The organism is Magnetospirillum sp., from assembly GCA_027532905.1.
In the GTDB taxonomy this organism is placed as follows: domain Bacteria; phylum Pseudomonadota; class Alphaproteobacteria; order CACIAM-22H2; family CACIAM-22H2; genus Tagaea.
Window position 1 is genome coordinate 950,471 of record JAPZUA010000002.1, and the last position, 12,984, is coordinate 963,454.

Sequence of the window (12,984 nt, forward strand, 5' to 3'; positions counted from 1 at the left end):
GGTCGGCACGGCAGAAGGCGCGATCGCGCCGACAGGCAGGCGGATGAAGCTCGTTATTGTGGAATCGCCGTCGAAGGCGAAGACCATCAACAAATATCTCGGCGACGAGTACCGCGTCCTCGCCTCGTACGGGCATGTGCGCGACTTGCGCGAAAAAGACGGCGCGGTCGAACCCGACCGCGACTTCGAAATGCATTGGGAAATCGGCGAGCGTGCCAAAAAACCCGTTTCCGAAATCACGCGGGCGCTGAAGGGCGTCAAGACGCTCATCCTGGCGACCGACCCCGACCGCGAGGGCGAGGCGATTTCCTGGCACCTAAAAGAAGTGCTGGCGGCCGCCAACAAGCTCAAAGACGTCGACGTGCGCCGGGTCGTGTTCAACGAAATCACCAAGACCGCGATCCTCGAGGCCATGCGCCATCCGCGCGATCTCGACCGCGATCTCGTCGATGCGTATCTCGCCCGCCGCGCCCTCGACTTTCTCGTGGGCTTCAATCTGTCGCCCGTGCTGTGGCGCAAGCTGCCGGGCAGCCGGTCGGCCGGCCGCGTGCAGTCGGTTGCGTTGCGGCTGATCTGCGAACGCGAAAACGAAATCGAGCGTTTCCGTGCGCGCGAATACTGGACGATCGGCACCCAGTTCACGGCCAAAGGCGGCGAGAAGTTCGAAGCACGCTTGACGCAGCTCGACGGCGCGCGCCTCGACAAGTTCGACATCGCAAGCGAAGCCGCCGCCCAAGCGGCGGTTGCAAAGATCGAAGACGGCGATCCCTATTCGGTCGCGAGCGTCGAGCGCAAGCGCGTTCGGCGCAATCCGATGGCGCCGTTCACGACCTCGACTTTGCAGCAGGAAGCCTCGCGCAAATTGGGCTTCGGCGCCTCGCGCACGATGCGCCTTGCCCAGCAGCTCTACGAAGGCTTCGACATCGGCGGCGAGACCGTGGGTCTCATCACCTATATGCGCACCGACAGCGTGACGCTCTCGGGCGAGGCGGTGCGTGCCGCACGCGCGCTGATCGCCGAGCGTTTCGGCAAGAAGTTCCTGCCCGAGCAGCCGCGCATCTGGAAGACCCAGGCCAAAAACGCGCAGGAAGCCCACGAAGCCATTCGCCCGACGGACCTTTTGCGCCGTCCCGACCAGGTGGCACACGCACTCGCCGACGACCAGCTCAAACTCTACGAGCTGATCTGGAAGCGCACGATCGCGTCCGAAATGGAAAGTGCGCAGCTCGACCAAGTCGCGGTCGATCTTGCCTCGCCCGACGGCCGCACGGTTCTGCGCGCGACGGGCTCCACGCTCGTGTTCGAAGGCTTTTTGGCACTCTATCGCGAGGATCGCGACGATCCGGCCGAAGGCGACGACGACGAAAACCGTCTTCTCCCGCCGCTTGCCGAGGGCGACGCCACACCGCGCGGTGCGATCAAGCCCGAGCAGCATTTCACGCAACCGCCGCCGCGCTTCTCCGAAGCAAGCCTTGTGAAGCGCCTCGAAGAGCTCGGCATCGGCCGCCCCTCGACCTACGCCTCGATCCTCGAGACGCTGCAGGAGCGCGGCTATGTGAAGCTCGACAAGCGCCGCTTCACGCCCGAAGACCGCGGCCGTGTCGTTACGACGTTCCTCGAGAACTATTTCAAGCGCTACGTCGAATACGATTTCACGGCCAAGCTCGAAGATCAGCTCGACGAGATTTCGGGCGGGCGTGCCGATTGGCGCAAGGTGCTGGCGGAATTCTGGAACGCCTTCTCGAAATCGATCGCCGACACCAAAGACCTCAAGATCCGCGACGTGATCGACGCGCTCGACGAAGCGCTCGGCCCGCATTTCTTCCCCGACAAGCCGGGCGGTGCGGATGCGCGCGGGTGCCCAGCCTGCTCGGGTGGTCGCTTGGGCCTGCGCCTGGGCAAGCGTGGTGCCTTCATCGGTTGCTCGAACTACCCGACCTGCAGCTTCACGCGGCCTCTGACGGTCGAAGGCGGCGACGGCGAACCAACGGCCGGTGTCGCCAACAAGGTCATCGGTGTGGATCCTGAAACCAATGAAGAAATCCATCTGCGCAATGGGCCGTTCGGGCCGTATGTGCAGCTCGGCACGGGCGGCGAAAAGGTAAAGCCGAAACGCCAATCCGTGCCCAAAGACATGAAGCCCGAGGAAGTCACGCTCGAGATCGCACTCAAGCTTTTGTCGCTCCCGCGCCTGGTCGGCACGCATCCCGAGACGGGCGAGACGATCCTTGCCGGGCTCGGCCGCTTCGGGCCGTATCTGAAACACGGTGAGAAATACAAATCGATCCCGACGACCCAGGATGCGCTCGAGATCGGCCTAAATCGTGCGGTGGATGTGCTCGCCCAACCCTCGACCGGACGGCGCTTCGGCCGTGCGGCCGCCCCTGCCGGGCGCGTGGTCGGCAACCATCCGGACGACAACACGCCCATCACGGCCGCAGTCGGCAGCTACGGGCCTTACGTCAAACACGGCAGCACCTACGCGAACTTGCCCAAAGACATCACGCCCGAAGAAGTCTCGCTCGAAGACGCCGTGCGCCTTATCGCCGAACGGCGCGCGCGCGCGGGTACTGCACCCGCGCGCAAAAAGGCCGTCGCTAAGAAGGCGGCGAAACCCAAGGCCGAAAAGCCGAAGGTCGAAAAGCCAAAGGCCGAAAAACCGGCACCCAAAGCCAAACGCGCCAAGAAGCCTGCCGCCGCCGAGCAGTAATCTTAACGGGAGCCGCATTGCGCCTCGGCGCAAAGCGGTTCACCCTCGGCTTCGATGTCGCGAACGAGTCGTCCCCCTGCCCGCCTCGACGCCAAAACGGTGCTCAGCACAGTGGCGCGAAGTCCCGTGCCCGTCGAAAAGCGCCGCATCGCCAAACTCCTCGGCCTTAAGGGGCCTGCCCGCGACACACTGAAAGCCTTGCTGCGCGACATGTTGCGCGACGGCCAACTTGTCGCAGCTGGCGAAGGCCGCGTCGCGGTCGCGCGAAAAGCACCGCCGCCGGGCCTAACAATGGTCGCGATCGAAGCGATCGACATCGAAGACGGCACGCCGCTTGTGCGCCCGACCGAATGGACCGGAGAGGCTCCGCTCGTGCGCCTGACGGTGCCTGTCGGCCACGCAGCACCGGCGATCGGCGCACACGGCCTCGTCGAACTTGGCCAGACGGACGGCGTTTGGCAGGCGACGTTGGTGCGGCTCGTCGAGCCCACGGTCGAGCGGCTCGTCGGGCAAATCGCCGCCAGCGGTTCGCATTTCCGCCTGCTGCCGACCGATCGGCGCATCCGCACCGAGTTCACCGTCGACGCCGATGCGCTTGCCGGTGCTGTCGCGGGCGATCTTGTGTTGGCCGAAGTGCTGCCAACCCGACGCTTGGGTTTGCCGAAAGCCAAGGTCGTCGAGCGCATCGGCCAGCTCGGCGATCCACGCTCAGCAAGCCTGATCGCGATTTTCTCGCAAGGTATTCCGACCGAGTTCCCACCCGAAACGCTGAAACTTGCGGCCGCTGCAAAACCTGCCGACACGGCCGAGCGCGAAGATCTGCGCGCGCTTCCGATCTGCACGATCGACGGGGCCGACGCGCGCGACTTCGACGACGCCGTACTGGCCGAGCCCGACAGCGACCCCGACAATCACGGCGGCTTCAAACTCATCGTCGCGATCGCCGATGTCGCTTGGTATGTGCGGCCCGACGATGCGCTCGACCGCGAAGCCTACCGGCGCGGCAACTCGTGCTATTTCCCGGACCGCGTCGTGCCGATGCTGCCCGAGCGCCTGTCGAACGATCTGTGCTCGCTGCGGCCGGACGAAGATCGCCCGGTGCTGGTGGCCCATATCGTCATCGATGCGGCCGGCAAAAAGCGCAGCCACCGCTTTGCGCGCGCGACAATCCGCTCGGCCAAGCGCTTCACTTACGAAGCCATCCAGGAATTCGCCGACGGGCACGCAAAAGCGCCGGCCTGGATCGCCGACAAGATCGTCGCCCCGCTTTACGCAGCCTATCGTTTGCTCGATGCAGCCAAGCGCGAACGCGGTGCGCTCGATCTCGAAGTGGCCGAGCGCAAAGTCGAAATCGGCGAGGACGGCAAGATCGCGGCAATCCGCCCGCGCGTGCGCCTCGACAGCCACAAGCTGATCGAGGAGTTCATGATCCTTGCCAATGTCTGTGCGGCCGAGACGCTCGAGCGCGCGGGTTTGCCGTGCATGTATCGCGTGCACGAACCGCCCGCCCCCGACCGTGTCGACGGGTTGCGCGATGTGCTGGATGGGCTTGGGTTTCGCCTCGCGCGCGGGGCCGCGATCAAGCCGCAGGATTTCGGCAAAGTACTGGCCTGGGCTGCCGACCAAGTGGCGCGCCCGCTCGTCAATCAGATGGTGCTGCGCTGCCAGTCGCTGGCCGTCTATTCGCCCAAAAACCAGGGGCATTTCGGCCTTGCCCTCGCGCGCTACGCGCATTTTACCTCGCCAATCCGCCGCTATGCCGATTTGCTCGTGCATCGCGCCCTCATCGCCGCCGGCAATCTCGGCGAGGGCAGCCTGCGCGGAACGCGGCCGCCGCCCGACTTCGCAGTGGCCGGCGACCATATTTCGGCGACCGAGCGGCGCGCCGTAGCGGCCGAGCGCGATGCGATGGCGCGCTATGTCGCCTCGTATCTGATGGAGCGGCGCGATGCGCAGTTTACGGGCCGCGTATCGGGCGTGCAGAAATTCGGTCTGTTCGTCACCCTCGACGAAACCGGCGCAGACGGGCTTGTACCGGTCCGCTCGTTGCCCTCCGATTTCTACAATTTCGATGAACGGCGCCATACACTTACGGGCAATCGCAACGGCCGGATCTATCAGCTTGGCCAAGCCGTGGAAGTGCGCCTGCGTGAGGCCGACAATCTCACGGGAAGCCTGGTTTTCGAACTCCTCGAACACGGGCCGGCGCGTCGGCCGCAGCGGCCGAATGGGGGCAAACCCAAGCATAAACGCCGACGTTAAGGCGGGCCGCCAGCGCCCACGACATGTGGCAAGAATGCCGCAGCCAGCGTTGGTTTTTTGTCGCAGCGGTTCCAGCACTACCTTCCGACATACAGGCGTATAGTATCGAGTTCTGGAGAACCGACGAAGATGCTGATCGAACAGCCACACGAAACGACACAGCCGCCGCCGCGGTCGTGGCTCTTGGGTATGCGGCGCGGTGCCGTCGGCCACTGCCCCAATTGCGGGGCTGCACCGGCCTTCGCCGGCTACTTGCGTGTCGTAACGCGCTGCGCCTCGTGCGGGCACGAACTGGGCGCCTATCGCGCCGACGACGCCCCGCCCTATTTCACGATTTTCGCCGTCGGCCACATCATCGTGCCGTTGATGCTGCTGCTCGAGAAGAGCCAAGCGCCGGCTTTGTGGATCCATATGGCCGTGTGGCTGCCCGCAACAATCGTGCTGTCGCTTGCGCTGCTGCGGCCGATCAAGGGTGCGGTGTTGGGCGTGATGTGGGCAACCGATTCGGAAACGAAAGCATCGCCGTGAGATTTGCGGGCCTCTCCTATCGGCAGACATCGCGCATCGCCGCTTTGATCGGCGCATTGGTGCTGTTTGCGACCGCTTGTGCAGGTCCGCGCGAAACGACACGGCCTATCGCCCCGCGCGAAGCGCGCCATGCACCGGCGCCGGCATATTTCTACGAGCGCGCTTACGACGAGTTGATCGCGCGCTACATCAGCACGCTCGACGCGCCGACGCTGGCCACGTCGGGCCTTGCCAATCTTTCCAAACTCGACACGCGCGTTGGCATCCGCCAGGAGGCCCAGCGCCTCCTCGTCCTCGACGGCGACGCACCGGTCGCTAGCTTCGAAGCACCGCGCCGCGAAGACACGCAGCGTTGGGCAAGCCTGACTGCACAAGCAATCGAAACCGCGCGCGGCTTCTCGCCGACCTTGCGCGAAACCGCCAACGACCGCCTGTATCGGACCATTCTCGAAGGCGCGTTGTCGCGGCTCGACACCTACACGCGCTACGACGATCCGGACCGCGCACGCGAATCGCGCGCGTCGCGCAACGGGTTCGGCGGCATCGGCGTGACGGTCGGCTTCGAGAACGGCGAAACGCGCATCGACAACGTGATCGCGACCTCGCCTGCGGGCCGTGCGGGCTTGCGCGTCGGCGACCGCATCCTGTCGGTCGACGGCCGCTCGATCGTGGGTGTGGGCGAGCGCGACGTGATCGCGCGCCTGCGCGGGCCCGTGGGCACGGAAGTGCGCGTTGAAGTGCGCCGTCCGCCGACCGACCAGCGCACGGAGGTGCGGCTCTTCCGCAGCCATATCGTGCCCACGACCGTCACCTATCGCCGCGACGGCGACGTTGCCTATCTGCGCATTTCGGGCTTCAACCAGCGCACCGCCGATACCCTGGCCGATGCCGTGCGCCAAGCCAAAGCCGAAATCGGACCTTCGATGCGCGGCGCTGTAATCGATCTGCGCGGCAATCTCGGCGGCCTGCTCGACCAGGCGATCTACGTCTCCGACCTGTTCCTGGCTCGCGGCACGATCGTCTCGACGCGCGGGCGCCATCGCGACAGCCTGCAGAGCAAAGCGGCGGCGTCTGGCGATATCGGCGAGGACCTGCCGTTGGTGGTGCTTATCAACGGCCAATCGGCCTCGGCCTCGGAAATCGTCGCAGCCGCCCTGCAGGACAATGGCCGCGCCATCGTCGTGGGCACTACGAGCTTCGGCAAAGGCTCCGTGCAGACGCTGGTCGAGATGCCCAACGACGGCGAACTCGTGATCACTTGGGCGCGCTTCCATGCGCCCTCGGGCTATCCGCTCGCCGATCTCGGCGTGATGCCGGCCTTCTGCACCTCGGGCCGGGCCGACAGCGTGGCCGAAGCGCTTGCCGCCGTGCGGCGCGGCCAGATCACCGATGCGCGGACCATGGCGCGCTGGCGCGCGGCCGACCATGCCGATTCGGGCCTGCTCAAGCGCTTGCGCGAAATCTGCCCCCCCGACAGCGTCAACCGCGACGGCGATCTCGAAATCGCCGAAGCGCTGCTGCGCGATTCGGCCGTGTTTGCCCGCGTTCTGCAATCGGTCCAGCAGACGGCTCAGGCGCGCTAGCAAAGTACCGCCCTTGACAAGCCCAGTTTGGGCGCTATTGTCGCGGCCCGTTTGCGTTTTCCCCAGATTTTGAGGGCCCAATGGCCAAGTCCAAACCCATGCTGATCAAGCTCAACAGCACCGCCGACACGGGCTTCTTCTACGTGACCAAGAAGAACCCGCGCAAGACGACGGAAAAGCTCGAGCTCAAGAAATACGACCCCGTGGCGCGCAAGCACGTCGTGTTCAAAGAAGGCAAGATCAAGTAGCCTTCGGTCTTCCGTTTTGATGGATTGAACCGGGCGGCCGCCTGTCGGCCAGCCCGGTTTTTTCATGTTCGCAAGGGCTCAGTCGTCGGTCGATACGACCCGATCGCGGCCCTGTTGCTTGGCGCGATAAAGCGCTTCGTCCGCCCGCTCGATCAAACGCGCAGGGTCGAACCCGTCGAGCGGCGTGGCCGCCACGCCGATGCTGATCGTGACCGATATCGTACCGTCCGGCGTCGGCACTTTGACGGGCGTCTGCGCCACCTTGCCGCGCAGGCGTTCGCCCACCATGCAGCCGACCTTGATGTCCGACTCAGGCATCACGACCATGAACTCCTCGCCGCCCCAGCGTGCGACCGTGTCGAACGGGCGCACGTTGTTCTGCAGCCGCTCGGCAACCGCCCGCAGCACCCGGTCGCCGATCGGATGGCCGTGCGTGTCGTTGACCGCCTTGAAATGGTCGATGTCGACCATCAGCAAGGCAAGCGAGCGTTCCGACTGGATCGTGCGGCGCGACAGGTTGGCCAGATGCGCTTCCATGTAGCGGCGATTGTAGAGACCGGTCAGCGAATCGGTCAGTGCGAGCGCCATGTTGCGTTCGTAATTGTGGCGCAGCGCCTCCATGTAGCGGCGGCGGCGGATCTGCGTGCGCACGCGCGCGATAAGCTCGTTGGGTTCGACCGGCGTCATCAGATAGTCGGTGACGCCGATGTCGATCGCGCGCGTGAGCCTGGCATCGTCGCCGTCGTCGAGCACGGCCATGAGCGGCGTCTGGCGCGTACGCTCGCCCGACCGCAGATCGGCGCACAGCCGCAGCGCGTCGGATTTGCGCATCAGCGTGTTGACGATGATCGCGTCGAAATCCTTGTCGCGCACGGCGGCAAGCGCGGTCGCCTGATCGTTCGCGACGACGAGCGACCCCGCCTCGTCCTTCATGTGCTGCGTGAGCAGACGCTGCAAGGTCGGCATCTCGTCGACGACGAGCAGACTCGCCCCATGCGTCGGGATCTCCTGCTGGATCGTCTGCGCCTCGTCGCCGATGCCGAAACGCTCGCTGGTAACGTTGCGCAAGCGCCATTCGTCCGCCAGCATTTTGAGGCGCACGAGCGAGCGGATGCGCGAATAGAGGGCGATGTCGCGCACGGGCTTGGTCAGGAAATCGTCGGCCCCCGCCTCGAGGCCGCGCACCCGGTCTTCGCTCGCCGACAGGGCCGTCACCATCACCACCGGGACGTGGCAGGTGCGCGGATCGGCCTTGAGCCGCCGGCAGACTTCGAAACCGTCCATCTGCGGCATCATCACGTCGAGCAGCACGATGTCGGGCGGGTTCTCGAAGGCCTTATCGAGCGCGTCGCGTCCCGAAAACGCCGTAGTCACATGGAAATACTCGGAGCTCAGCCGCGCTTCGAGCAGCTTCACGTTAGGCAACAGGTCGTCGACGACCAACACGCGAGCGGACATCGGTCAGCGTTCCCTGAAGGGCCCCTGCGACACGCTAGGCCAGAAACCGCTGGACGGTCTCGAGGAATTTGGCGACCGAAATGGGCTTGGCGATGTAAGCCTCGCAGCCGCCCTGGCGGATCTTGTCTTCGTCGCCCTTCATCGCAAACGCCGTGACCGCGACGACCGGGATCGCGCGCAGTTCCGGATCTTCCTTGAGCCACTTGGTGACTTCGAGGCCCGAAACTTCCGGCAGTTGGATATCCATCAAAATCAAATCGGGGCGGTGCAGACGCGCCATTTTCATGGCTTCGATGCCGTCCTTGGTCTGCAAGGTCGCATAGCCATGCGCCTCAAGAAGATCGTTGAACAGCTTGATGTTCAGTTCGTTGTCTTCGACGATCAGAACTGTTTTTGCCATCGCCTTGCCTGCGGATGATCTGCTTACCAATTCGGTATTCTTATCTAGCACGCGGCGACCGACGCATACTAGTCTGCAAATTGGCGTCGAAACATGAAAAGAACTACGGCCAATGCGCTACGGAATCGATCTCGGCGGAACAAAAATCGAAATTGCAGCACTCGCGAACGACGGCAGCATTGCTTTGCGCCGCCGGACCGCGAGCCCCAAGGGCGACTACCGCGCGACGCTCGAGGCGATCGCAGTCTTGGTCGAAGCGGCCGACGCTGAGCTTGGGCTTCACCCGCCGGTCGGGGTCGGCATCCCGGGCACGATTTCGCCGGCCACTGGTCTTATCAAGAATGCAAACTCGGTCTGGCTGATCGGCCATCCGCTCGACCGCGATCTAACCGATCGGCTGCGGCGCCCCGTCCGGATTTCCAACGATGCCGACTGTTTTGTGCTGTCGGAAGCCTCGGACGGTGCCGCCGCCGGTGCGCGCAGCGCATTCGGGGTAATTCTGGGCACGGGCGTGGGCGGCGGTCTCGTCTTTGGCGGCCGGCCGATCCAGGGGATCAACGCGATCGCGGGCGAATGGGGGCACAATCCGCTGCCAGATCCCCAGATCCGCGACGGGCTCGACGAGCGCCCGGGCCCGCAATGCTATTGCGGCCGCCGCGGCTGCATGGAGACGTACCTTTCAGGGCCAGGCCTCGCGGCCGACCATGTGCGCTATGGCGGGGCTACGGCCAGTGCCGAAACCATTGTGGCAGCTGCCTCCCAGGGTGATGCCGCGGCCAAGGCCACACTGGCTCGCTATATCGACCGGCTGGCGCGCGGGCTCGGCACAGTCATCAATCTCTTCGACCCAGAGGTGATCGTGCTCGGCGGTGGGCTTTCGAACGTGGCGGCGCTCTACGAACAGGTGCCGCAGATCTGGCAGCGCTATATCTTCTCTGACCACGTCGCCACACGGCTCGTAAAAAACAAGCACGGCGACTCGAGCGGCGTGCGCGGTGCGGCCTGGCTCAACCCGGCCGAAGGCGCTTAGCAGCGCGGGCGCGGCAAGGCCTCGAGCCGCTCGAGCTTGGCCTTCATCGTGAATTCGGGATATTCGAACGTGTAGTCGGCAGCCACGCCGTTGTCGAGCATGCGCATCGACGTTTCGTAGGTCGGCGTGCCGGACTGGTCGTCGGTGTTGAAATAGGCCATGCGCACGCGCCAGCTCGGGCGGTTCCCCACGGCCGGCGCGATGTTGGCGGCGCTGTCCTGCGGCGGCAGCAGATTGCCGATGAGGGCCGAGACGTCGAGCGCACCGTCGAGTGTGGCACCGTCGAACACGGCGCGCGCGACCTGCTTTTCGCCGCCTGCCGCAAGGTTCAGCAGCAACAGCGCATGGGCTGTCGGGAACAGCGTGCCCGGCGGCAAATCCATCGTCGTCTCGGGTACGGCAAACACGGCCGAGCCGCCCTTGTCGGGATCGAGCGACGCGCGGCCGCGCAGCTCTTCGACCAATTCGCCGTCGCGCGTGGTGCGCAGCGAAAAACGATAGCCCTTCCCGTCGTGCGATTCGAAGCTCGAAAACACGATTTCGGTATCGACCGAATTGCCGTCGCTTTCGGACATGCGGAAGCGCAGGCGCTGAGCGATCGTCCAGCCTTCGCAGACTTCCGCCCAATCCATGGCGAGCACGCCTTCGATGCCGACAATGTCGCCGCGCGCGGCACCGAGACTCAGCGAATAGGCCGCTCGATGCGGGGCGATCGTTTGCGCCCCCGCCGGTAGGGCCGTCGAAACGACCGCCAACAAGGCCAATGCCAACAAGAAAACGCGTTTCATCGCAACTCCGATCGGCGTCAGGTTTGCCGAACAATATGGCGTTTTCACGGCTCGTTGACGAGTGCAGGTCAGTCTTTCTTTTTGACGGGCGGAAGGTCCGGCTTGATGTGCAGCTCTTTGTAACGCGCCGCGTCGACGGTGTTGGGCGCCTGCATCAAGAGATCGACCGCCCCTTGCGTCATCGGGAAGGCGACAACCTCGCGGATATTGGGCTCGTCGGCGAGCAGCATCACGATGCGGTCGATGCCGGGTGCCGAGCCGCCATGCGGCGGGGCGCCGAACTTGAATGCGTTCAGCATGCCGCCAAAGCGCGTCTCGACGTCCTGCGGCGAATAGCCCGCGATTTCGAACGCGCGATACATGATTTCGGGCAGATGGTTGCGGATGGCACCCGACGACAACTCCACCCCGTTGCACACGATGTCGTATTGGAAAGCCTTGATCGCCAGCGGATCCATCGTGTTCAACGCCTCGAGCCCGCCTTGCGGCATCGAGAACGGGTTGTGGCTGAAATCGATCTTGCCCGTGTCCTCGTCACGCTCGTACATCGGGAAATCGACGATCCAGCAGAAGCGGAACGCGTTAGGCTCGATGAGATCAAGCTCTTCACCGAGTTTGCGACGGGCCGCACCCGCAAGCTTGGCGGCCGCCAGCGGCTTTTTGTCGGCAACGAAGAAGACCGCGTCCCCTGCCCCGACGCCCGCCAGCGCCTGGAGCTTGGCAAGGCGGGCGGCATCGAGGAACTTGGCGATCGGGCCCTTGGCTTGGTCGCCCTCGAAAACGATGTAGCCAAGGCCGGGCGCGCCTTCGCTCTGCGCCCAGGCATTCATCTTGTCGAAGAAGCTGCGCGGCCGGTCGGCGGTCTTGGGTGCAGGAATGGCGCGCACGATGCCGCCCCCCGCCACGATGCCTGCAAACACTTTGAAGTCCGACCCCGCAAAGACCTCGCCCACGTCGGCGATCACCAAGGGATTGCGCAGATCCGGCTTGTCGGAGCCGTATTTGAGCATCGCGGTGTCGTAGGGGATCCGCGGGAAGCGATTGTCGTCGACCTTGCGGCCCTTGGCGAATTCGCGGAACACGCCCGCCAGCACGGGCTCGATCGCGTCGAACACGTCTTCCTGGGTCACGAAGCTCATCTCGAAATCGAGCTGGTAGAATTCGCCGGGGCTGCGGTCGGCGCGCGCATCCTCGTCGCGGAAGCAGGGTGCAATCTGGAAATAGCGGTCGAAGCCCGAAACCATCAGCAACTGCTTGAATTGCTGCGGGGCCTGCGGCAGCGCGTAGAACTTGCCCGGATGCAGCCGCGAGGGCACCAGGTAGTCGCGTGCACCCTCGGGGCTCGAAGAGGTCAGGATCGGGGTCTGGAACTCGGTGAAACCCTGTTCAATCATGCGCCGGCGGATGGACGCGATCACGTTCGAGCGCAGCATGATGTTGGCGTGCAGGCGCTCGGTGCGCAGATCGAGGAAGCGGTATTTGAGCCGCATTTCCTCGGGATAATCCTCTTCCTGGGCGACCTGGAACGGCAGGATTTCGGAAGCCGATTGCAGCTTGGCCTCGTCGATGCGCACCTCGATATCGCCGGTCGAGAGCTTGGAATTGACGGTCCCGGCCTCGCGCGCGACGACGCGGCCCGTGACGGTGACCACGCTTTCGGGGCGGTAAGCTTCCACGCCCGCGAAAAGCGGGCTCGAGGTGTCGAGCACGCATTGCGTGATGCCGTAATGGTCGCGCAGATCGACGAACAGCAGGTTGCCATGGTCGCGCTTGCGGTGCACCCAGCCGGACAGGCGGACGGTCTTGCCGACATCGCCCAGACGCAGTTGGCCGCAGGTATGCGAACGATAGGCATGCATGGCGAGACGATTCCTTAAGGTTCAAAACGGGCCGCAACAGGATATCTTGGCGCCCGGATTGTCAACTATTTCAAGGCCGGGGGGTGCTGGGCCTTGAGGGGGCCGGACAAGCGGTGTA

Annotated in this window: 10 protein-coding genes; 6 read left to right on the plus strand and 4 right to left on the minus strand. The window is 64.6% G+C overall.

The genetic code is table 11. The annotated features are described in order from the left end of the window. The first annotated feature begins 43 nt into the window (after nt 1-43). The 5 genes from topA to rpmG all read left to right on the plus strand — a co-directional run bounded on the left by topA (nt 44) and on the right by rpmG (nt 7,331). Nucleotides 44-2,710 carry a type I DNA topoisomerase gene (gene topA / locus O9320_12585; protein MCZ8311685.1) on the plus strand — a complete coding sequence of 889 codons (2,667 nt, stop codon included), beginning with the start codon at nt 44-46 and terminating at the stop codon, nt 2,708-2,710. A gap of 54 nt (nt 2,711-2,764) precedes the next feature. Then, on the plus strand, nt 2,765-4,972 hold the full coding sequence (gene rnr, locus O9320_12590; protein ID MCZ8311686.1) for a ribonuclease R: 2,208 nt from the start codon (nt 2,765-2,767) through the stop codon (nt 4,970-4,972). 129 nt (nt 4,973-5,101) lie between these two features. Further along, entirely contained in the window at nt 5,102-5,500 is a 399-nt protein-coding gene (locus O9320_12595; GenBank protein ID MCZ8311687.1) for a DUF983 domain-containing protein, read from the plus strand. Next, nucleotides 5,497-7,083, plus strand: a complete 1,587-nt coding sequence (locus tag O9320_12600; protein ID MCZ8311688.1) for a S41 family peptidase — start codon at nt 5,497-5,499, stop codon at nt 7,081-7,083. The genes O9320_12595 and O9320_12600 overlap by 4 nt, the downstream gene beginning before the upstream one ends. An 80-nt stretch (nt 7,084-7,163) precedes the next feature. Continuing rightward, nucleotides 7,164-7,331, plus strand: coding sequence for a 50S ribosomal protein L33 (gene rpmG, locus O9320_12605; GenBank protein ID MCZ8311689.1), 168 nt, complete (start codon nt 7,164-7,166; stop codon nt 7,329-7,331). A gap of 78 nt (nt 7,332-7,409) precedes the next feature. On the opposite strand, the gene O9320_12610 is transcribed toward rpmG, so the two are convergent. After that, on the minus strand, nt 7,410-8,789 hold the full coding sequence (locus tag O9320_12610) for a PleD family two-component system response regulator (protein MCZ8311690.1): 1,380 nt from the start codon (nt 8,787-8,789) through the stop codon (nt 7,410-7,412). A gap of 34 nt (nt 8,790-8,823) precedes the next feature. Beyond that, nucleotides 8,824-9,189: a response regulator gene (locus tag O9320_12615; protein ID MCZ8311691.1), complete on the minus strand. Its 366-nt coding sequence runs from the start codon at nt 9,187-9,189 to the stop codon at nt 8,824-8,826. Between the two features lie 112 nt (nt 9,190-9,301). Between O9320_12615 and O9320_12620 the strand changes: the two genes are divergently transcribed. After that, entirely contained in the window at nt 9,302-10,219 is a 918-nt protein-coding gene (locus tag O9320_12620; protein MCZ8311692.1) for an ROK family protein, read from the plus strand. Here the strand turns inward: O9320_12620 and O9320_12625 are convergent. Beyond that, nucleotides 10,216-11,007, minus strand: coding sequence for a DUF1849 family protein (locus O9320_12625; GenBank protein ID MCZ8311693.1), 792 nt, complete (start codon nt 11,005-11,007; stop codon nt 10,216-10,218). The two genes, O9320_12620 and O9320_12625, sit on opposite strands and share 4 nt — an antisense overlap. 68 nt (nt 11,008-11,075) lie before the next feature. Further along, nucleotides 11,076-12,866 carry an aspartate--tRNA ligase gene (gene aspS, locus O9320_12630; protein MCZ8311694.1) on the minus strand — a complete coding sequence of 597 codons (1,791 nt, stop codon included), beginning with the start codon at nt 12,864-12,866 and terminating at the stop codon, nt 11,076-11,078. Nucleotides 12,867-12,984 lie beyond the last annotated feature (118 nt).

What these genes read in the sequence shown, in the direction of transcription:
- topA (MCZ8311685.1), top strand. Translation starts at nt 44, where the DNA reads ATGAAGCTCGTTATTGTGGAATCGCCGTCGAAGGCGAAGACCATCAAC.
- rnr (MCZ8311686.1), top strand. Translation starts at nt 2,765, where the DNA reads ATGTCGCGAACGAGTCGTCCCCCTGCCCGCCTCGACGCCAAAACGGTG.
- O9320_12595 (MCZ8311687.1), top strand. Translation starts at nt 5,102, where the DNA reads ATGCTGATCGAACAGCCACACGAAACGACACAGCCGCCGCCGCGGTCG.
- rpmG (MCZ8311689.1), top strand. Translation starts at nt 7,164, where the DNA reads ATGGCCAAGTCCAAACCCATGCTGATCAAGCTCAACAGCACCGCCGAC.
- O9320_12610 (MCZ8311690.1), bottom strand. Translation starts at nt 8,789, where the DNA reads ATGTCCGCTCGCGTGTTGGTCGTCGACGACCTGTTGCCTAACGTGAAG.
- O9320_12615 (MCZ8311691.1), bottom strand. Translation starts at nt 9,189, where the DNA reads ATGGCAAAAACAGTTCTGATCGTCGAAGACAACGAACTGAACATCAAG.
- O9320_12620 (MCZ8311692.1), top strand. Translation starts at nt 9,302, where the DNA reads ATGCGCTACGGAATCGATCTCGGCGGAACAAAAATCGAAATTGCAGCA.
- O9320_12625 (MCZ8311693.1), bottom strand. Translation starts at nt 11,007, where the DNA reads ATGAAACGCGTTTTCTTGTTGGCATTGGCCTTGTTGGCGGTCGTTTCG.
- aspS (MCZ8311694.1), bottom strand. Translation starts at nt 12,866, where the DNA reads ATGCATGCCTATCGTTCGCATACCTGCGGCCAACTGCGTCTGGGCGAT.